This is a genomic window from Providencia sp. PROV033 (assembly GCF_028484855.1).
Taxonomy (GTDB): Bacteria; Pseudomonadota; Gammaproteobacteria; order Enterobacterales; family Enterobacteriaceae; genus Providencia; species Providencia alcalifaciens.
On the sequence record NZ_JAMPSW010000003.1, the window covers coordinates 88,971 to 109,530 of the forward strand.

Consider the following 20,560-nt stretch of genomic DNA (forward strand, 5'->3'; position numbering starts at 1 on the left):
ATAACCAAAACATATACATTGTTTTTAATTAATGTTTGGGTTTAGTCACAAGTAGGGATCTCATGAAAAAATCAATGTTAAAAAATACGGGGTTAGCGAGTCTGGCGATGTTTTCGTTGATGAGTAGCGCATCCCTAACGGCAGCTGAGTTATTGAACAGCTCTTATGATATTTCACGAGAGCTATTTGCAGCATTAAATCCAGAATTTGAAAAGCAATGGGCGCAGGAAAACCCTCAAGAACCACTGACTATCAAGCAATCCCATGCCGGCTCATCCAAGCAGGCATTAGCGATTTTACAAGGCTTAAAAGCCGATGTGGTGACGTTTAACCAAGTGACGGATGTGCAGATCCTTCATGATAAAGGGCAATTGATCCCTGCAGATTGGCAGGCGCGCTTGCCGAATAACAGTTCGCCTTATTATTCGACAATGGCGTTTTTGGTCCGTAAAGGTAATCCTAAAGGCATTAAAACTTGGGATGACCTTGCACGCAGTGATGTGAAATTAGTTTTTCCAAACCCAAAAACGTCGGGAAATGGTCGTTATACCTACCTTGCGGCATGGGGGGCTTTCAACCAAGAAAATGGAAAAGACAGTCCAAAAACCCGTGAACAAATGCAGCAATTCCTGAAAAACGTCGAAGTTTTTGATACCGGGGGGCGAGGTGCAACGACGTCATTCATTGAACGGGGATTGGGGGATGTCTTAATCAGTTTTGAATCAGAAGTGAATAATATTCGCAGCCAGTACGGTGAATCAGATTATGAAGTGATTGTTCCTCCTGTGGATATTTTGGCGGAATTCCCTGTCACGTGGGTCGATAAAAATGTGCAAAAAAATGGTACAGAGAAAGCCGCGAAAGCGTATTTGAATTATCTGTATAGCCCAGAAGCTCAAAATATTATCACTCGTTTTAACTATCGCGTGAATGATAAGCAAGTCATGGCGGAAAATAAGAGTAAATTCCCAGCAACTCAGTTATTTACGGTGGAGTCTCAATTTGGCAATTGGACGAATGTCATGAATGAGCACTTTTCCACGGGCGGTGAATTCGATCAACTCATGGAACAAGGTCGCCGTTAATGCAGACATCAGGAAAGCGGTTTTTACCGGGTTTCGGACTGACTTTAGGCAGTAGCTTATTTTACGTCTGTTTAATCTTGCTATTGCCTTTAAGCGCGCTTGTTGTGCAGCTTTCCGATATGACATGGCAACAATATTGGGCAGTAATTAGTTACCCTCAGGTTGTTGCGGCCTATAAAGTAACATTACTCGCTGCGCTCGTTGCGAGCTTATTTAATGCGGTCTTTGGAATGTTACTGGCATGGATTTTGACCCGCTATCGTTTTCCTGGACGCTTATTCTTAGATGGACTGGTGGATTTACCCTTCGCATTGCCTACCGCCGTTGCAGGGCTGACCCTTGCAACATTATTTGCGACATCAGGTTGGTATGGTCAGTATCTACATCAGTTTGATATTAAAGTAGTGAATACATGGCTAGGTATTGCAGTTGCCATGGCATTTACCAGTATTCCTTTTGTTGTCAGAACGGTTCAACCGGTTCTGGAAGAGTTAGGTCCGGAATATGAAGAGGCGGCTCAGACCTTAGGGGCAACGCGTTGGCAAACTTTCCGACGTGTGGTGTTACCCGAAGTATCCCCTGCATTAATTGCTGGAACGGTTTTATCTTTTACACGCAGCCTTGGTGAATTTGGTGCGATTATTTTTATCGCCGGAAACATTGCGTGGCAAACGGAGGTGGTCTCCTTAATGATTTTTAGCCAATTACAGCAATTCGATTATCCAGCCGCGAGTGCCATTGCTTCCGTGATTTTAGCCGTGTCATTATTTTTACTCTTTACAGTGAATGTTATTCAAAGCCGTTTTGGTAAACGATTAGGCGGGCACTAATGGGACAAATTACACCGTTTCCGATGACTCAACGTAGAAGCATCAATTGGGGAAAATGGACGCTCATTACGATAGGGCTATTCTTTTCTACTTTGTTATTAGTGGTACCAATTATCTGGATTTTCATCACCGCCTTTCAAAAAGGGTTGGGGGAAGTATTAGCCAATATTGGTAATCCCGATATGCTGCATGCAATTGGACTAACCCTGCTTATTGCATTAATAACGGTACCAGTGAATTTGGTGTTTGGCGTGATGTTGGCGTGGCTTGTAACGCGTTTTCAGTTCCCAGGTCGCCAATTGTTACTGACGTTAGTGGATATTCCTTTTGCTGTTTCTCCGGTCGTGGCGGGGTTGCTCTATTTGTTGTTTTATGGCTCGAATAGTTGGTTTGGCGGCTGGTTAGAAGGGTTTGATATACAAGTCATGTTTTCATGGCCGGGAATGGCATTAGTGACTATTTTTGTGACGTGTCCATTCGTGGTAAGGGAGCTAGTTCCGTTAATGCTGAGCCAAGGAAGCCAAGAAGATGAGGCGGCAACCTTATTGGGCGCATCGGGTTGGAAAATGTTCTGGAGAGTAACGCTCCCCAACATCCGCTGGGCATTACTTTATGGTGTTGTATTAACGAATGCACGAGCTATCGGTGAATTTGGTGCAGTCTCTGTGGTATCTGGTGCTATTCGTGGGGAAACCTATACATTGCCTCTGCAAGTGGAATTACTTCATCAAGATTACAATACCGTCGGCGCATTTACTGCTGCGGCAATTTTAGCGTTATTAGCGATCATCACGTTGATTGTAAAAAGTGCTTTGCAATGGCATTTAAGCCGGCAGCAAACTGAGTCAGGAGCCCATTAATTATGAGTATTGAAATTAATCATGTCGGTAAATTGTTCGGTAGAACGCAGGTGCTGGACAACATCTCATTGGATATCGGCTCAGGGGAAATGGTAGCGTTGTTAGGACCTTCAGGTTCGGGTAAAACCACGTTACTGCGCATTATTGCCGGATTAGAGCAGCAAAGTCACGGTTCGTTACGCTTTCATGGGCAAGATGTTAGCCAAGTACATGCGAAAGACCGGCATGTGGGGTTTGTTTTCCAACATTATGCGCTGTTTCGTCATATGACGGTATTCGAGAATGTCGCATTTGGTTTGACGGTGTTACCGAGAAAACAGCGCCCATCTAAGGCGGTTATTAAGCAAAAAGCCATGGAATTGCTAGAGATGGTGCAACTAGCGCATTTGGCTGAACGGTACCCATCTCAGCTTTCTGGTGGGCAAAAACAGCGGGTAGCGCTAGCAAGAGCATTAGCTGTTGAGCCGCAAATTTTATTGCTGGATGAACCTTTTGGGGCTCTAGATGCTCAAGTGCGTATTGAATTACGTCGTTGGCTACGTCAGCTCCATGAAGAATTAAAGTTTACCAGTGTCTTTGTGACGCACGATCAGGAAGAAGCCATGGAAGTGGCAGATCGGATCGTGGTGATGAGCCAAGGGCATATTGAACAAGTTGGCACCCCGAATGAAATTTGGCAAGCACCTGAAACACGTTTTGTCCTTGAATTTATGGGGGAGGTGAACAAAATTGCTGGGAATATTCGAGGTTCTCAATTGCAGGTCGCGAATTTTACTTTCCCACTGCCTCAAATCAGTGCTCAACAAGGCGATGTTGATGTGTTTATTCGTCCTTGGGATATTCGTTTGCAAAAGCAAGCGGATGAACTTCACCAGCTGCCTGTGAGAGTCATTGAATCAGGACCTAGAGGGCATTTTTGGCAATTAACCGTGCAGCCTTTAGGGTGGAGTGAGGAAACGGTATCTGTGGTATGGCAGGATGCAAATACGGTTCCACTGAGAGGTGAACATTATTATTTAGGAAGCCAGCAGACACAAATTTATCAGGGAAAAGAGCCATTATTTTTCCCCTCTCTTGCTAAAAGCGCGTAGATTTAAAAGGGATGATTGATTTTAGAATTGATTGTTAATTATATTATCAATCAATAAAAAATTATTATAAGGAAAAACACAGTGTCAACGTTGGAACAGTTTATTGGTCATACGCCGTTGGTTCGTCTGCAACGCCTGACCGAAGGTCTGGATGCAGAAATCTGGGTCAAACTCGAAGGTAATAACCCCGCAGGCTCTGTGAAGGATAGGGCGGCTTTCTCAATGATTAACGAAGCGGAAAAACGTGGGGAGATCAAACCAGGGGATACATTAATCGAGGCAACCAGTGGCAATACGGGGATTGCGTTAGCCATGATTGCGGCAGTGAAAGGTTACAAACTGAAATTGCTGATGCCGGACAATATGAGCCAGGAGCGTAAAGCATCGATGCAAGCTTATGGCGCGGAGTTAATTCTAGTCAGCACGACGGTAGGCATGGAAGGCGCGCGAGATTTGGCTCAAGAGATGGCAAACAATGGCGAAGGAAAAGTTCTAGACCAGTTCAACAACCCAGATAATCCGTTGGCACATTTTACAACAACGGGACCCGAGATTTGGCAGCAAACCGCAGGAAGAATCACCCATTTTGTTTCCAGTATGGGAACCACAGGGACAATAACTGGGGTCAGCCGTTATTTAAAAAGCCAATCACCCGATGTGCAGATTGTGGGTTTACAACCCGCTGAAAAGAGTCAAATTCCAGGTATTCGCCGTTGGTCTCCAGAGTATCTACCGGGTATTTTTGATAGTCAGTTAGTCGACCATGTGCTGGATGTGAACCAGCAAGAGGCTGAAGATACCATGAAAGAGTTAGCAAAACGTGAAGGTATTTTCTGTGGTGTGAGCTCCGGTGGTGCTGTTGCGGGAGCTCTGCGGGTGGCAAAAACGAATCCTAAAGCGGTGATTGTCGCGATTATTTGCGATCGTGGAGACCGGTATCTATCAACGGGTGTTTTTGATAAATAAGACATTAATAAACTAAAGTCAGAGTGAAGCTTCCAATAAAAAACCACCAGTATCGATAAGTGACTGGTGGTTTATCATTCAGTGGTTTATTTCAGGTTTAGCGCAATTATTTCTTAATACGCATAATGACGGTTTCACCAACAGTCACTGTACCACTCAATTTATTCAGTTCTTTAATCTCGTCCATGTTTGAAATAACAACAGGCGTTAGAACTGATTTCGCTTTTTCTTCTAACAGAGCTAAGTCAAACTCAATAACGACATCGCCTTTTTTCACAGATTGACCTTCTTCTGCGATGCGTTTAAAGCCTTCGCCTTTAAGTTCAACAGTATCAATACCGAAGTGAACAAACAGTTCGATACCATCATCAGATTCAATTGAAAATGCATGGTTAGTTTCAAAGATTTTACCGATTGTACCATCAACCGGAGCCACAATTTTGTTGCCAGAAGGCTTGATAGCAATACCGTCACCGACAATTTTTTCTGCGAACACAACGTCTGGTACATCTTCAATATTGACGATTTCGCCAGATAATGGCGCGATAATTTCAATATTGCCACTGCTACTCTTGTCTTCCGAAACTAGTGATTTCAGTTTGTCAAACAGACCCATGGACCTTCTCCTAATCGTTTTATATGGGACCGAACTAATGTGCTGCTGTTAGCATAACGTTTTTTCTTGGATAAAGGTATCTACAAGTTTCATCAATTCTTCGGCTGTTGGTTGAGCAAGTGCTTGTTCCGCTAGCGCTTGTGTATCTGCATAATTCGCATTACGAATCAGCTTTTTGATACGAGGAATTGAGATTGCGCTCATACTAAATTCGTCCAGCCCCATGCCTAACAGCAATAAGGTCGCACGTTCATCACCTGCTAATTCACCACACATACCCGTCCATTTACCTTCTGCGTGAGAAGCGTCAATCACTTGTTTAATCAAGTTCAAGACGGCTGGAGACATCGGATTATAAAGGTGAGAAATCAGCTCATTACCACGGTCAACCGCTAAAGTGTATTGAGTGAGATCATTCGTCCCAATACTGAAGAAATCAACTTCCTTCGCCAAATGATGTGCAATAATTGCTGCGGCTGGTGTTTCCACCATAATACCGACTTCAATGGCTTCATCAAAGGCTTTGCCTTCTTCTCGTAGCTGCCCTTTAAGCATCTCAAGTTCTGCTTTCAGTTCCCGAACTTCTTCAACAGAAATAACCATCGGGAACATGATACGCAGTTTACCAAATTTAGACGCCCTTAAAATAGCTCTTAATTGAGAGTGTAGAATTTCTTTGCGATCAAGACAAATACGAATTGCACGCCAGCCGAGGAATGGGTTCTCTTCTTTCGGTAAGTTCATGTATGGTAAGTCTTTATCACCACCAATATCCATGGTACGAACAATGACAGCTTGACTCCCCATGGCTTCTGCTACGGCTTTATAGGCTTGGAATTGCTCTTCTTCTGTAGGTAGAGCATCACGATCCATGAATAAAAACTCAGTACGGTATAGACCCACACCCTCTGCACCATTGCGTTCAGCACCAGCGACATCGCGCACGGTACCAATGTTGGCACAGACTTCGACTTGATGACCATCTAAGGTTATTGCGGGTAAATCCTTTAATTTTGCCAGCTCTTCTTTTTCTTGCAGGTACTCATTTCTGAAGGCTTTCAGTTTGTCAATTTCGCTTTCAGATGGATTGAGATAAATGGTGTTGTTTACGCCATCTAACACAATGAAATCACCGCTTTTCACTTTGCTGGTGGCGTCAGTTGTACCGACGATAGCAGGGATTTCTAGTGAACGAGCCATGATAGAGGTATGAGAAGTACGACCACCGAGGTCAGTGATGAAGCCTAAAACTTTGTCTAAGTTCAACTGAGCGGTTTCGGATGGGGTTAAATCAGGTGCAACTAAAATAACTTCCTCGGTGATTGCGCTTAAATCAACAATTGGAATATTAAGGATGTTTTTGAGTAAACGCTTACCGATATCACGCACGTCTGCTGCACGTTCTTTTAAGTATTCATCATCTAGCGCTTCGAGTGCTTGTGCTTGGTCTTCGATGACCGAATAAACGGCAGCATCCGCTGTTTTTTTATCGCCTTTGATGAGGGAGACAATTTCTTGCTCTAACTCTTCATCTTCCAGCAGCATGATATGACCTTCAAAAATCTCAGCTTTTTCCGCACCAAGATTTTTTTCTGCTTTCTCTTTGATAAGGCTAAGCTGCTCAGCTGATTTGTTTCGTCCATCAATGAAGTTTTGGATCTCTTTATCGATTTGCTCGTCAGTAATTTTACGGGTGCTGACAACAATAGGATCTTCTTTGAGGATGAGAGCCTGACCAAAAGCAAAACCTGGGGATACTAAAATTCCTGAAATCATAATATTACCTTACTACTGATAGGAGTTTTGATGTTGCAGAGACAACAGTAGATATAAGTGATTAAGCAGGCGCCCCCGAATAATGTATTCAGGGACGGGGAATTATTACGTTAAAACAAGATGGCAGAGTGGAAAATTATTCTAACTCGCCCATCAGTTTAACTAAAAACTCAACTGCTTGTTGCTCGTCTTCACCTTCAGCAGAAATGGTGACTACTGTACCTTGAGTTAAACCTAAAGTTTGTAGTTTAAACAGACTTTTTGCGCTCGCTGATTTACCGCCTGAGCTCAAGGTGATATCAGAAGTGAATGCTTTTGCTTCTTTAACGAATTGAGCCGCAGGGCGAGTATGTAAACCATTAGGTGCTGTAATAGTAACTTCTTGCTGGAACATAATATTTCCTCAGTGATTTTAAGTTTTTTATGATGACACAGCCTATTGTAGATGAAATATGCTGTACATGCGTATAGTTTAGATTATCAATGATTCATCTGGTTTGCTACTTTGTTTGGTATCAACCAAATTATCATTTTTTTAGCTTATGTATCACACCACGCTTTTGGTGGGTATTCTGCATTTCAGAACATAAGTGACCAAAAAGTGATTAATTTCGAGGTGTGAAATAATTACTATGTTTAATACTAAACACCGGATAATAAATCATCTCAATCCGTGCTAATTTATGATCTCACCCACAAAAAAAGCACCTAACTGGTGCTTTTTTAACGTAATGTTAACTTAGCGTTTATTATTCTGCATTAATATCGGCAAACAAGGCAGTGGATAAGTAGCGCTCTCCGGATGAAGGCAAAATAACCACAATATTTTTACCTTTATATTCAGGTAAAGCGGCCAGTTTTACTGCTGCTGCAATTGCTGCACCTGATGAAATCCCGGCTAAAATACCTTCTTTTTCCATGAGTTCACGTGCGGTTGAAATGGCTTCGTCATCGCTAATTTGAAGGACTTTGTCGATAATAGAGAGGTCTAAGTTACCTGGAATAAATCCAGCACCAATCCCTTGAATTTTATGGGGACCGGGTTTGATCTCTTCACCTGCTAGCGCTTGTGTAATGACTGGGGAGGTCGTTGGCTCTACCGCGACCATAACCACGTCTTTTTTCCCTTTGGTGTGTTTTAAATAACGCCCGATGCCAGTAATTGTTCCACCGGTACCGACGCCTGACACGACAACATCCACGTTTCCATCGGTGTCATTCCAAATTTCAGGACCGGTTGTTTTTTCGTGAATTTCAGGGTTGGCGGGGTTGCTAAATTGTTGAAGTAACAGATATTTATTAGGATTGCTATTGACGATCTCTTCCGCCTTGGCAATCGCACCTTTCATGCCTTTTGCTCCTTCAGTCAGGATCAGATTTGCGCCAAGGGCTTTTAGTAGCTTACGGCGTTCAACGCTCATGGTTTCTGGCATGGTCAATGTTAATTTATAACCGCGCGCAGCGGCCACGTAGGCAAGGGCAATACCGGTGTTTCCGCTGGTTGGTTCTACCAATTCTTTATCTTTTGTCAGGATGCCTTTTTTCTCTGCGTCCCAGATCATGTTTGCGCCGACACGGCATTTTACACTGAAGCTTGGGTTGCGAGATTCCACTTTCGCTAAAATATTTCCATTGCCAAAATGCTGTAAACGCACTAATGGTGTATTTCCAATGGTCAACGAATTATCTTCATAAATTTTGCTCATGGGACATCCTTAAAATTAACGGTTAGCCAAGAATTAGGTGTGCTTTTCACAATTGAATATGAATTCAACATACTCGAACAACTGATTATTGCAAATATGATTTAACGCTAGAATATAACCATAGGTTATTTAAAAACACATTATTATAACCAAGATTGAAAGTATGATGGAGAGCAGAATAGTGAGAAGCGTTGACAGTAGGGATATGCAGGTGGGGTACCTGCATATCCCTAAAAAGTATTAGTAGCGAGCATAACGAGCGCGATAGCGGTCGACCCACATTAATGTTGCTCCACAGACGGCAACAGGCATGATCACTAAGTTCAGAATTGGAATCATCATGAGTAAGCTGACAGCACCACCAAATTGAACATTATTCACGCGGTCTTTTGAGAGCGCTTGCTTCATGTCATTGAATCCAACGCGATGGTTATCAAAAGGATAGTCACAATATTGAATGGACATCATCCATGCGCCGAATAGGAACCATAAAACAGGGGCGACAGTTTGCCCAATCCCTGGGATAAAGAACAGGACCAATAGCACGATAGCGCGTGGTAAATAGTAAGCAATACGCACAAATTCACGTTTAATCATGCGTGGCACATCTTTTAGTAGTTCAGCCATACCTGTATCAGGAGCAGGTTTACCCGTCAGTTCAGCTTCTAAATGCTCGGATAACCAGCCGTTAAATGGCGCCGCAATAATATTGGCGATGGTACTAAAGAAATAGCTAAATACCAGTAAGATAGAAATGACAGCGACGGGCCAAATCAAATAGTCAAGCCATTGTAGCCAGCTAGGAATATAGCTCATGACCTGCTCAATCCATCCACCCAGTTTGCTATATAACCACCAAAAAGCACCACCAAGTAACAGAATGTTTGCTAACAGAGGCAAAAGTACAAAACGTTTAATACCAGGACGAGTGATTAGTCGCCACCCTTGGGAAAAGTAATAAAATCCAGAGTGATTTTTTTGTGGCGAAAATGTCGATTGGGTCATACTTCTTATTATCTCCTTTACGGGTGAGCATGTATCATATAGGTATGAAATTACACTGACTAGTGATAATTTTGTATAAAAAAGCAGCAAATGAAAGCGGAATATTCTCTTTCTTGTAAGAAAATCGTTCTGAGGGTTGCACTTAGAGCAATTGAGAAATAATCTTAAGGTAGTTTCCGCCGTGATGGCATCATTATTCATCAACTAGAGATAGCAGCGATGCAGGATTTGCGTCTAATATTAGTGGTCGTAGGTGCGATAGCGATTGTCGCTTTATTACTGCATGGTTTATGGACCAGCCGTAAAGAGCGCTCTAAGTTATTTCGCGACAGACCTGTAAAACGTAGAAAGAATGACACGCAGGAAAACTCATCTGAATATGATGATTCTGCTTTGTTTACTGAGAATCAACCGACACAAAAGGTCGCTGTTGACGATCAGCCTATCTATATGGTGAAAGAAGAGCCGCGTGTTGAGCCCGTTGTTCAACCTCATATTTCTCCATCTCATACAACGCAACGTGATGCAGAGCCTGAGTTTAATTTAACGGCAGAGCACTCACCGCAACTTGCTCCTAAAGTCGCTAAATCAGTTGCTTCTGAGCCAGTATTTGCTCCACATGCCGATAATCGTCAGGCACCAGAGCAATTAACGATTAATATTGCGGATGATGCTGATGTTCAAGAGCATGTTTCAGAGCCAGTAAGAATTTATCCTGAGCCGGCAACCTCTGTTGCCCCCGTTCAAGAGCGAGCACCTCAATCGCCTGCAACACAAGCTCCAGTTTCTCAGGAAACGGCGCAGTCAGTTGCACATTCTCACGCTGAAGTTGCACAAGAGCCTGAGACTGCATCGACCGAGAAAGCCGCCTCTGCAAGCGAAAAAGAAATTGTTCTGGTACTGCACGTTGCGGCACATCATGGTCAAGTTCTTGAAGGTGAAGCTTTGTTGCAAAGTATTCTTCAGGCAGGTTTCCAATTTGGAGCCATGAATATTTTCCACCGCCATGTGCACCCAGCGGGGTCTGGTCCAGTCCTCTTTAGTTTGGCGAATATGGTGAAGCCAGGCTCATTTGATCCAGAAGCTATGGCTGATTTCACGACGCCGGGTGTCTCTATCTTTATGATGGTGCCATCGTACGGTGAGGCGAGCCAAAACTTTAAACTTATGCTTCAAGCCGCGCAGCGCATCGCATCAGATGCAGGCGGTGTTGTATTGGATGATGAACGAAAAATACTGACACCTCAAAAAATAGAGGTGTATCATGCAAGAATTCGAAATACATTAAGTTAATTAAAACCCCCGACTTAGGGGGTTTTTTATATCTATTGGTGAAACATGACGACGAAAAAAAATCCTGACGCACTCACACAAAAAATAGACGCGTTAAAACAGCAATTGCGCCATCACGAATACCTCTATCATGTTATGGATGCCCCTGAAATTCCCGATGTGGAATATGACAAACTGATGCAAGAGCTCAAGGCGCTTGAAGCAGAACATCCTGAGCTGATCACAACGGACTCACCAACGCAGCGCGTAGGGGCAGCACCTTTAGCGGCATTTGACACTGTTCGCCATGAAATTCCGATGCTTTCTTTAGATAACGTATTTGATGAAGAAAGCTATCTCGCATTTGATAAACGCGTGAAAGACCGACTGCATAACCACACTGAATTAACATTTTGCTGCGAACTCAAATTAGATGGTCTAGCTGTCAGTTTGCTGTATGAAAATGGTGAGTTAGTTCAAGCGGCAACCCGTGGTGATGGTACGGTTGGCGAAAATATCACGGCCAACGTACGCACGATCAAAGCAATTCCGCTACGTTTACGCGGGGATAATATTCCTGCGCGTGTTGAAATTCGTGGTGAAGTTTTTATGCCTCAAAAAGGCTTTGAGGCGATGAACGAAGAAGCACGTAAAACGGATGGTAAGATTTTCGCTAACCCACGTAATGCGGCAGCAGGTTCCCTTCGCCAGTTAGATCCACGTATTACGGCTAAACGTCCATTAACCTTTTATTGCTATGGCGTGGGGCTGGTGGAAGGAAAAACACTTCCGGATACCCATTATGAACGGTTAATGCAATTTAAAGCTTGGGGATTACCAGTCAGTGAGCATGTTCAACTGCGTGTGGGTTGCCAGCAAGTTCTCGATTTTTATCATCATGTTGAAAAAATTCGCCCAACACTCGGTTTTGATATCGATGGTGTAGTGATTAAAGTGAACGATATTGCAATCCAAGAGGAATTGGGGTTTGTCTCGCGTGCGCCACGTTGGGCTACGGCATTTAAATTTCCAGCCCAAGAACAGATAACATTGCTGAAGGATGTTGAATTCCAAGTTGGGCGCACTGGAGCCATCACACCTGTGGCGCGTTTAGAGCCAGTACAAGTTGCAGGTGTCGTCGTCAGTAATGCGACACTTCATAATGCCGATGAGATAGATCGCTTAGGTGTTCGCATTGGTGATACGGTCGTAATCCGTCGAGCAGGGGATGTGATCCCACAAATTGTCAGTGTTGTCATGGACAAACGCCCTGCGGATAGCCGTGAAATCATATTTCCAACACACTGCCCAGTATGTAATTCGGATATTGAGCGTGTAGAAGGGGAGGCGGTAGCTCGCTGCACAGGCGGGTTAACCTGCGGGGCGCAGTTGAAAGAGTCTCTGAAGCACTTTGTTTCTCGCCGTGCAATGGATGTGGATGGCATGGGAGATAAAATCATTGAGCAATTGGTGGATGCAGAGTATGTCGCAAATGCGGCGCAGCTCTACCAATTATCAGCGGGTAAATTAACGGGTCTAGAAAGAATGGGACCAAAATCCGCGCAAAAACTGATTGATGCGTTAGAGAAATCTAAACAAACTACACTCGCCCGTTTCATCTATGCATTAGGGATCCGTGAAGTGGGTGAAGCCACTGCGGCAAACCTCGCCGCACATTACGCGTCGTTAGATGCGGTGATGGCAGCAGATGAAGATTCACTGAAAACTGTACAGGATATTGGTGAAGTGGTTGCGAAGCATGTCGTGCATTTTTTCCGTGAAGAACATAATCGCCAAGTTATTCATGATTTACTGACTATTGCGAATATCCATTGGCCAGAAGTTAAAGTCATTAATAGTGCTGAAATTGACAGTCCATTTGCGGGTAAAACAGTTGTTCTGACAGGTTCGATGTCAACACTTTCTCGTGATGATGCCAAGGATAAACTGGTCGCTTTAGGTGCGAAAGTCGCAGGTAGTGTGTCGAAAAAAACGGACTTAGTTATTGCGGGTGAAGCGGCGGGGTCTAAGTTAGCAAAAGCTACTGAACTCGGCATAAAAGTCATTGATGAAGAAGAGTTAATTCGTTTGCTGAATATCTAATCGTGACCTATATTTAATGCGCAATGCCATTATCAACCAAGGGGATAATGGCATTTATTATTTTCTGGCTAACATTTATCCTGTTGTTATTGGGACGTGACTCGTGAAACGTGATCTGGTCGTTACTTTTGGAAAAATGGTAGAGCCAGTTTTCATATTAATGTGACTTTAATCTCATTTAAATGTTGCCCATTACATAGAATATGCGCATAGACTGATTCGTAACTTTGTTGGAGTCAAATATGACCTCGATCCTGCACTTTATTTTATCCATAGTTATTATCGCTGCACTTGCGATTCTAGCGAGTAGTAACCGTAGAGGGATTCGTCCACGCTACGTTATTCAATTGCTCGTTATTCAAATTGCGCTCGCTTACTTGTTCTTAAAATCAGGTATTGGTGAGTCCTTCGTTCTTGCTGTTGCTGGTGTCTTTACCCACTTGTTGGGTTATGCAGCAGAAGGGACTAAATTCATCTTCGGTGGAATGATTGAAGGAAACTTGGCCTTCTTCTTCCTGCAAGTGCTGTGTCCAATCATCTTCATTTCAGCGCTGATTGGTATTCTACAACACATTAAAGTACTGCCTTTTGTCATTCGTATCATCGGTACGGTGTTATCGAAAGTTAACGGTATGGGTAAACTTGAGTCATTCAACGCAGTGAGCTCATTATTGCTGGGTCAGTCAGAAAACTTTATTGCATATAAAGACCAATTAAGCAGCATGTCAGAAAGAAGAATGTACACGATGGCAGCAACGGCGATGTCGACCGTTTCAATGTCAATTGTTGGCGCATACATGACGATGTTGGATCCAAAATATGTGGTTGCAGCGCTGGTGCTGAACATGTTTGGTACGTTCGTTGTATTATCACTGATCAACCCGTACCCACCTGAAGGGGAAAAAGAGATCCAAATGCGTAGTCTGCATGAAGGTCAAAGTTTCTTCGAAATGCTAGGTGAATATATTCTTGCAGGGTTTAAAGTTGCGATTATCGTTTCTGCGATGCTGATTGGTTTTATTGCACTGATTGCCATGGTTAATGGTATCTGTTCCGCGATATTCGGCGTGAGCTTCCAGACCATGCTGGGTTATGTGTTCTATCCATTTGCTTGGATGTTAGGTATTCCTGCTAATGAAGCACTGCAAGTTGGCGGCATCATGGCTGTGAAGATGGTCACTAACGAATTCGTAGCAATGGATGGCTTAAAAGCAGTGGCATCAGGTTTATCAGACCGTTCTGTTGGTATTTTATCTGTATTCTTAGTTTCGTTCGCTAACTTCTCTTCTATCGGTATTATTGCTGGTGCGATTAAAGGGTTAGATGAAAAACAAGGAAATACCGTTGCACGTTTTGGTCTGAAATTACTGTATGGCTCAACACTGGTAAGCTTCTTATCTGCGGCAGTGGTTGGATTAATCCTGTAGTTACCGCTATAAAAAGTGTTACAGTGAAAAACGGCATTCAGTGAATGCCGTTTTTTTATGTCTAAGGCTTTTTATCGATAAAGCATGAGGAAAGAATGGAAAAACAAGACTTAATTGATATAGCTAATACATCGATGCCGTTTGGTAAATATAAAGGTTGCATACTGATTGATCTGCCAGAGGAATACCTATTATGGTTTTATAAAAAAGGGGAGTTTCCGGCAGGGCGGTTAGGACAGCTGATGGAAATGACACTAGGGCTGAAGATTGAAGGGCTAGATAGCATTGTTAAGCCTCTAAAACGCCAATAAGGGGTAGAGGCTTAATGGCCTATTATTGTGTGCTGATCACTGTATTAGCCGTTTTTATACCTGATTGGTAAGCGCCATGCACAGTACCTGCGCCTAATAGTGCTAAATGCTCTCCCGCAAAGAAGATTTTACTATCAATAGGCTGTTTTAATTGTGCGATTTGATTGGCTGAATAGTTAGATGCAGGATAACTAAATGAGCCATACGCATAAATATCTTTTTCCCATTCGGTTTTCATCAAACGTATTGGCGCGGGAACATGATCAAACACTTTACAGAGTGATGCTTGTAATTCATGCCATGCGGTCTGCTCATCACACTCCTCAAGCCATTTTGCGGACAATCCACCAAATAGAAAGAGTAGGGTTGGTTTTTGGTAAATCGTGCTTACATCCATAAAATTGAGCCAGTAATCAGACTCATGGATATACATACTATTCACATTATTGAGTGAATCCTTACGCCAAAATGCATGCTCAAAAGTGACAAATAGTTTATTGAATACACCAAATCCAAGTTGGTTAATCGCATCTTGAGTTACATTAGGTAGTGCAGGTGAGAATTGAATAGCTTCTTTCTTCAGGACACCAAGCGGTACAGTAATAACCACTTTAGTGGCATGAAATTGTTGGTCATCATGGGTTGTCACGGTAACGTGGTTATCATGGTAATCAATATGCTTAACGGGATGGTTAAGACGAATATTTAGCCCATCAGATAGCGTTTCGATGATTTGTGAGTACCCTCGAGGGAAAATCACTTCATCGCCTTCACAAAAGCCTTCTAATTGTAAAAAATGCGGTGATAAGGTCTCTAGCGTACATGCACAGGGATCTTCTGCGATGACCTCAAAAAATTCATGTAAACTCACTTGAAGCTGCTCAAATAGTGATTGATCCGCATGGTGTTGTACGGTGAGCAAATGGTGAAACTCCGGGCTCTGAAGCCAGCTAGTTAGCGCTTCTGCCGCATTATTAAATTGGCAAGGAGATGACATGATTTCAAACTGATTCATCAAATAATCAAGGCCTGCTTCAAAAGCCTCTTTTTCATCTTCACATAAAACCAAGCCATTTTTCTTATAGAAAATCGCATCTTGGTAATTGAAAACGACAGTTTGAATATGGTGCTGCTGAGCAATCGCATTAATTGGATTATTGGTGATCCCGTGGATCCATGATGCGCCTAAATCATAAAATTGGTTGTCAATTTCTTGGGTATGGATTCGTCCACCGAGGCGATTGCGAGCTTCTAAAATAAGGACTTTTTTATGTTGAGATTGTAACTGATTTGCGACTGATAAACCTGAAACACCAGCTCCTATCACGATGATATCGGCATCTATGTGTGGCATAACTCACCTAGTTGAAATGGAAAACAAACGATATGCGATTGCACATCTGAATAATTTTATTTAAATAAAATTATAAGTTAATTATATATGAGTAAATTAGTTGTGAACAGATAGATAAGTAGGATTGAATGAGTTAAGTGAAATTTTAGGTGTTATTTTTAGGAAAGTAGGTAAGAACAATTAAGTAAATAAGAATGGGAAATAAGGGAGATTTGGTGGAGCTAAGCGGGATCGAACCGCTGACCTCTTGCATGCCATGCAAGCGCTCTCCCAGCTGAGCTATAGCCCCGAACGAAGTGTTTTGTTGAATTTATTGTTCAAATTCTACCATCTAAACTGGTTTTTAGATGGTGGAGCTAAGCGGGATCGAACCGCTGACCTCTTGCATGCCATGCAAGCGCTCTCCCAGCTGAGCTATAGCCCCAAACAAAATCTTTTGGACGGGAGGCATCATATTCAAGCTCGGTTGGAGTGTCAATATATTAATATGTTTTTCGGGTTTAATTGCTGAAATATAGAACATTTTGCAATCAATTCCCATTTGAAGGGGGAGGCAAAAAGAAAACTGCCCCTGAAGTTAAGAGGCAGTAAATAGAGAGGCTTATTGTGCAGATGCTTCGCGTTCTGCGATATACGCTAATGCTTTTTCAATGCGAGCAATGGAGCGTGCTTGACCAATAGCGTGAACGGTAACATCTAAAGCTGGGGATTGACCCGCACCTGTCACTGCAACACGTAGTGGCATACCCACTTTACCCATACCGACGTTTAACTCAGCAGCTGTTGCTTCGATTGCCTGATGAACATTTTCCGCAGTCCAATCTGAGATAGCGATGAGTTTATCTTTCACTACTTCTAATGGTTGACGAGCGACTGGACGTAAATGTTTTTTCGCTGCATCAGCATCAAATTCGTCAAAATCTTGATAGAAGTAATGGCATGATTCCGCCATTTCTTTCAGTGTCTTGCAACGTTCACCTAATAGTTTGATTAATTCAACTAATTGTGGACCTGTGCTGGTATCGATATTTTGTTGTTCGATATGCCATGCGAGGTAGGTTGCTACTTCTTCAGCTGGCAGGGTATTGATGTAGTGATGGTTCAGCCACTGTAATTTTTCAGTGTTGAATGCACTTGCTGACTTGCTGATAGCATCAAGAGAGAAATATTCTTTCATCTCTTCAATCGTGAAGATTTCTTGGTCGCCGTGTGACCAGCCTAAGCGAACTAAATAGTTTAGTAGTGCTTGTGGCAGATAACCGTCATCACGGTATTGCATAACGCTAACTGCGCCATGGCGTTTAGAGAGTTTTTTGCCATCATCGCCTAGAATCATCGAAACGTGAGCATATTCAGGCACTGGTGCTCCCAATGCTTTCAGAATATTGATTTGACGAGGTGTATTATTAATATGATCTTCACCACGAATGACATGAGTAATTTCCATATCCCAGTCATCAATAACAACACAGAAGTTGTAAGTTGGTGAGCCATCAGTACGGCGAATGATCAGATCATCCAGTTCTTGGTTACTGAATTCAATTGGTCCACGAATGGTATCATTGAAAATAACAGAGCCATCTTGTGGGTTACGGAAACGGACAACATGTGGCTCTGCCGCCGTGTGGTTATGTTCATGGTCACGGCAGCAACCGTCATAGCGTGGTTTTTCACCCTTAGCCATTTGATCTTCGCGTAATGCTTCTAAACGCTCTTTAGAACAGTAGCAACGGTAAGCGGTGCCAGCTTCTAGCATTTCGTCGATCACAGCATTGTAGCGATCAAAACGTTTAGTTTGGTAGTAAGGGCCTTCATCCCAATTTAAATTCAACCAGTTCATACCGTCCATAATGGCATCGATAGCTTCCTGGGTTGAGCGCTCTAAGTCGGTGTCTTCAATACGCAGGACAAATTCGCCCTGATTGTGGCGACTAAATAACCAGGAATACAGGGCGGTACGAGCACCACCAACGTGCAGGTAGCCAGTTGGGCTTGGTGCAAAACGGGTTTTGATTTTACTCATCGAGATTGCCTTAATTGCGAAACGTTGTTTCTTGTGCGCTTATATTCATCGGATTTTATGCAACACAACAATAGGGAATGAACACGATTGTTATATTACGGGCTAAAAGGGAGACGCGCATCCATGAAAGGATGACTTCATGCGCTGACCTTGCATCCTGATTTTATTAAGCATTGCTAAAATGTCCCTCTATTCTATCATCCTATAATGAATCCTCAATCAGCTTCTCTCTTTACAGATAAAGAAAATCATCAAATTGAAAAAATAGTGTCTAAGATTTTTAGTCTGGATAGCTTTTGGTGATTTTTTTCTAAGAAAATTTAGTAAGATATTGTAGATAATTGATTAAAAAGGGCACTTGTTAGGTGATAATTAAAACATCTTGATTATTTTTGCAACGAACAGAAAAAATCTATTCAAAAACCGTTGACTCAGAATGTAGTATCCCTATAATGCACCTCCATCGACGACGGGGCGATTAGCTCAGTTGGTAGAGCACCTCCCTTACAAGGAGGGGGTCAGTGGTTCGAGCCCGCTATCGCCCACCACCGCCGACGATGACAACATAAATGATTGGGCGATTAGCTCAGTTGGTAGAGCACCTCCCTTACAAGGAGGGGGTCAGTGGTTCGAGCCCGCTATCGCCCACCAATTATTTATGGCAATGTAATTATTATGAAGTGGGCGATTAGCTCAGTTGGTAGAGCACCTCCCTTACAAGGAGGGGGTCAGTGGTTCGAGCCCGCTATCGCCCACCACTTCATCTTTTCTTGCATTAAAAAATTCAGATGGGTCATTAGCTCAGTTGGTAGAATCGTTAACTGTTAACAAGATGGTTGCAGGTTCGATCCGAAGGGTAAAGAACCAAGAATAATGTTTTAAGATGGGTCGTTAGCTCAGTTGGTAGAGCAGTTGACTTTTAATCAATTGGTCGCAGGTTCGAATCCTGCACGACCCACCATCTAAAGTAGTAAACAATTCAAAGCAGTATCGATGGGTCGTTAGCTCAGTTGGTAGAGCAGTTGACTTTTAATCAATTGGTCGCAGGTTCGAATCCTGCACGACCCACCATCAAAATATTAGCGTCATGAAGTGGGCGATTAGCTCAGTTGGTAGAGCACCTCCCTTACAAGGAGGGGGTCAGTGGTTCGAGCCCGCTATCGCCCACCACTTCATCTTTTCTTGAGTCAAAAATCCCTATTATTTCCTACTTAGTCTTTCATCAATAAGTATTGTGATATGTTTTGAATCATTTGGTTATAGTATAAAACACCAAACGAGACAAAATAACACATCCTCTCATGATGATTATCATTTATCTTGCGTAAATCGTCATTTCACTTGCCACGTGCTATTCCTATTAAGCCTCAATAGATATCTATATATACTATTATATTATTCATATAAATTACTGAATTGCAGATACTGTTATTTATCGAATAATTCGATAACAAGGTTTTTCCTTGCGTAGCGAGGAACCAGATTGCTTCTAGGTTTGTATATAGTTAACTAAAATAAATCATAAAAATTACATAAGTTAAATTTCATGCATGATAAAATGGGTATATCATAATATCTATTTTTTGTATGAAAATGAATTTTGATGATTAAGAATTAGGTTTATAAAAGGTACGATAGAAATGAAATAGTGCTATACGATACAGATAGTCTATGTTGGCTTAAATAAATTATTCAGAATATTCTTAAGATCTAAATAGGGAAGTTTGCAATTAAACATTTTCTTTTTTTGCAGATAAAGAATATCTGTAAAGTAGTATATTAGTGAATAATCCTAGTTACTCATATTTTGATAATCTTAAATTTCAATAATTTCATCATGTTTGAGAATAAATAATATTAAAATAAGATTATCGATAATCATTAAAGTTCATATTTTTGTGATACTCATCAAGTAAAGTGAATGTTCGACTTCCTTAACGTTAATGTTTTGTTATGTTGAATAAGGCGGTACATTACATTCACTATGGTACTTTAAAAATATAGCATTAATTAATTTGCGGCATGCTGTTCAAAAATGTAAGTGATTGATATCTTATGTTGCAAAATAGTTATATATGTAAAACATATATTTTTTACTTTCTTTTACAGAAAATGTTCACATGGAGTGGTTTTTC

Annotated in this window: 16 protein-coding genes and 8 tRNA genes; 15 read left to right on the forward strand and 9 right to left on the reverse strand. The window is 42.2% G+C overall.

Features of this window, described 5'->3' with window-relative positions; all coding sequences use genetic code 11:
* Positions 1-62: 62 nt before the first annotated feature.
* From PSF16_RS01560 to cysM, 5 genes are all read left to right on the forward strand, one after another.
* A complete protein-coding gene (locus PSF16_RS01560) occupies positions 63-1,085 on the forward strand; it encodes a sulfate ABC transporter substrate-binding protein (protein WP_036979689.1) in 1,023 nt (340 codons plus the stop codon).
* Positions 1,085-1,915, forward strand: a complete 831-nt coding sequence (gene cysT / locus PSF16_RS01565; protein ID WP_006658614.1) for a sulfate/thiosulfate ABC transporter permease CysT — start codon at positions 1,085-1,087, stop codon at positions 1,913-1,915. Before PSF16_RS01560 ends, cysT begins: the two co-directional genes overlap by 1 nt.
* Positions 1,915-2,775 (forward strand): sulfate/thiosulfate ABC transporter permease CysW, encoded by an 861-nt coding sequence (cysW, locus tag PSF16_RS01570; RefSeq protein WP_272688660.1) that lies wholly within the window; start codon positions 1,915-1,917, stop codon positions 2,773-2,775. Before cysT ends, cysW begins: the two co-directional genes overlap by 1 nt.
* Positions 2,776-2,777: 2 nt before the next feature.
* Entirely contained in the window at positions 2,778-3,866 is a 1,089-nt protein-coding gene (gene cysA / locus PSF16_RS01575) for a sulfate/thiosulfate ABC transporter ATP-binding protein CysA (protein ID WP_272688661.1), read from the forward strand.
* Between the two features lie 81 nt (positions 3,867-3,947).
* Positions 3,948-4,832, forward strand: a complete 885-nt coding sequence (cysM, locus tag PSF16_RS01580; RefSeq protein WP_006661316.1) for a cysteine synthase CysM — start codon at positions 3,948-3,950, stop codon at positions 4,830-4,832.
* Positions 4,833-4,938: 106 nt separating this feature from the next.
* On the opposite strand, the gene crr is transcribed toward cysM, so the two are convergent.
* The 5 genes from crr to cysZ all read right to left on the reverse strand — a co-directional run bounded on the left by crr (position 4,939) and on the right by cysZ (position 9,935).
* Positions 4,939-5,448, reverse strand: coding sequence for a PTS glucose transporter subunit IIA (gene crr, locus PSF16_RS01585; RefSeq protein ID WP_006658610.1), 510 nt, complete (start codon positions 5,446-5,448; stop codon positions 4,939-4,941).
* Between the two features lie 48 nt (positions 5,449-5,496).
* Positions 5,497-7,224 carry a phosphoenolpyruvate-protein phosphotransferase PtsI gene (gene ptsI, locus PSF16_RS01590; protein ID WP_006658609.1) on the reverse strand — a complete coding sequence of 576 codons (1,728 nt, stop codon included), beginning with the start codon at positions 7,222-7,224 and terminating at the stop codon, positions 5,497-5,499.
* A gap of 136 nt (positions 7,225-7,360) precedes the next feature.
* Positions 7,361-7,618 (reverse strand): phosphocarrier protein Hpr, encoded by a 258-nt coding sequence (gene ptsH / locus PSF16_RS01595; RefSeq protein WP_006658608.1) that lies wholly within the window; start codon positions 7,616-7,618, stop codon positions 7,361-7,363.
* 355 nt (positions 7,619-7,973) lie between these two features.
* On the reverse strand, positions 7,974-8,930 hold the full coding sequence (cysK, locus tag PSF16_RS01600) for a cysteine synthase A (protein WP_006658607.1): 957 nt from the start codon (positions 8,928-8,930) through the stop codon (positions 7,974-7,976).
* 240 nt (positions 8,931-9,170) lie between these two features.
* Entirely contained in the window at positions 9,171-9,935 is a 765-nt protein-coding gene (gene cysZ, locus PSF16_RS01605) for a sulfate transporter CysZ (RefSeq protein ID WP_006661317.1), read from the reverse strand.
* Positions 9,936-10,154: 219 nt separating this feature from the next.
* Between cysZ and zipA the strand changes: the two genes are divergently transcribed.
* From zipA to PSF16_RS01625, 4 genes are all read left to right on the forward strand, one after another.
* Positions 10,155-11,228 carry a cell division protein ZipA gene (gene zipA / locus PSF16_RS01610; RefSeq protein ID WP_181480081.1) on the forward strand — a complete coding sequence of 358 codons (1,074 nt, stop codon included), beginning with the start codon at positions 10,155-10,157 and terminating at the stop codon, positions 11,226-11,228.
* A 45-nt stretch (positions 11,229-11,273) separates the two neighbouring features.
* A complete protein-coding gene (gene ligA, locus PSF16_RS01615) occupies positions 11,274-13,310 on the forward strand; it encodes an NAD-dependent DNA ligase LigA (protein ID WP_006658604.1) in 2,037 nt (678 codons plus the stop codon).
* Positions 13,311-13,552: 242 nt separating this feature from the next.
* On the forward strand, positions 13,553-14,737 hold the full coding sequence (locus PSF16_RS01620) for a NupC/NupG family nucleoside CNT transporter (RefSeq protein ID WP_006658603.1): 1,185 nt from the start codon (positions 13,553-13,555) through the stop codon (positions 14,735-14,737).
* 95 nt (positions 14,738-14,832) lie between these two features.
* Positions 14,833-15,048: a DUF3820 family protein gene (locus PSF16_RS01625; protein ID WP_006658602.1), complete on the forward strand. Its 216-nt coding sequence runs from the start codon at positions 14,833-14,835 to the stop codon at positions 15,046-15,048.
* Positions 15,049-15,070: 22 nt separating this feature from the next.
* On the opposite strand, the gene PSF16_RS01630 is transcribed toward PSF16_RS01625, so the two are convergent.
* The 4 genes from PSF16_RS01630 to gltX all read right to left on the reverse strand — a co-directional run bounded on the left by PSF16_RS01630 (position 15,071) and on the right by gltX (position 18,425).
* Complete coding sequence (locus PSF16_RS01630) at positions 15,071-16,402, reverse strand: flavin monoamine oxidase family protein (protein ID WP_272688662.1); 1,332 nt, start codon at positions 16,400-16,402, stop codon at positions 15,071-15,073.
* 213 nt (positions 16,403-16,615) lie between these two features.
* A tRNA-Ala gene (locus tag PSF16_RS01635) sits at positions 16,616-16,691 on the reverse strand.
* A gap of 59 nt (positions 16,692-16,750) precedes the next feature.
* Positions 16,751-16,826 (reverse strand) — tRNA-Ala (locus tag PSF16_RS01640).
* Between the two features lie 177 nt (positions 16,827-17,003).
* Positions 17,004-18,425 (reverse strand): glutamate--tRNA ligase, encoded by a 1,422-nt coding sequence (gene gltX / locus PSF16_RS01645; RefSeq protein ID WP_006658600.1) that lies wholly within the window; start codon positions 18,423-18,425, stop codon positions 17,004-17,006.
* 472 nt (positions 18,426-18,897) lie between these two features.
* On the opposite strand from gltX, the gene PSF16_RS01650 reads away from it, so the two are divergent.
* The 6 genes from PSF16_RS01650 (at position 18,898) to PSF16_RS01675 (ending at position 19,595) form a co-directional block, all read left to right on the forward strand.
* Positions 18,898-18,973 (forward strand) — tRNA-Val (locus PSF16_RS01650).
* A 27-nt stretch (positions 18,974-19,000) separates the two neighbouring features.
* Positions 19,001-19,076 (forward strand) — tRNA-Val (locus PSF16_RS01655).
* A 31-nt stretch (positions 19,077-19,107) separates the two neighbouring features.
* A tRNA-Val gene (locus tag PSF16_RS01660) sits at positions 19,108-19,183 on the forward strand.
* A 127-nt stretch (positions 19,184-19,310) separates the two neighbouring features.
* Positions 19,311-19,386 (forward strand) — tRNA-Lys (locus PSF16_RS01665).
* Between the two features lie 34 nt (positions 19,387-19,420).
* Positions 19,421-19,496, forward strand: a tRNA-Lys gene (locus PSF16_RS01670).
* Between the two features lie 23 nt (positions 19,497-19,519).
* Positions 19,520-19,595, forward strand: a tRNA-Val gene (locus tag PSF16_RS01675).
* The last annotated feature ends 965 nt before the right edge of the window (positions 19,596-20,560 follow it).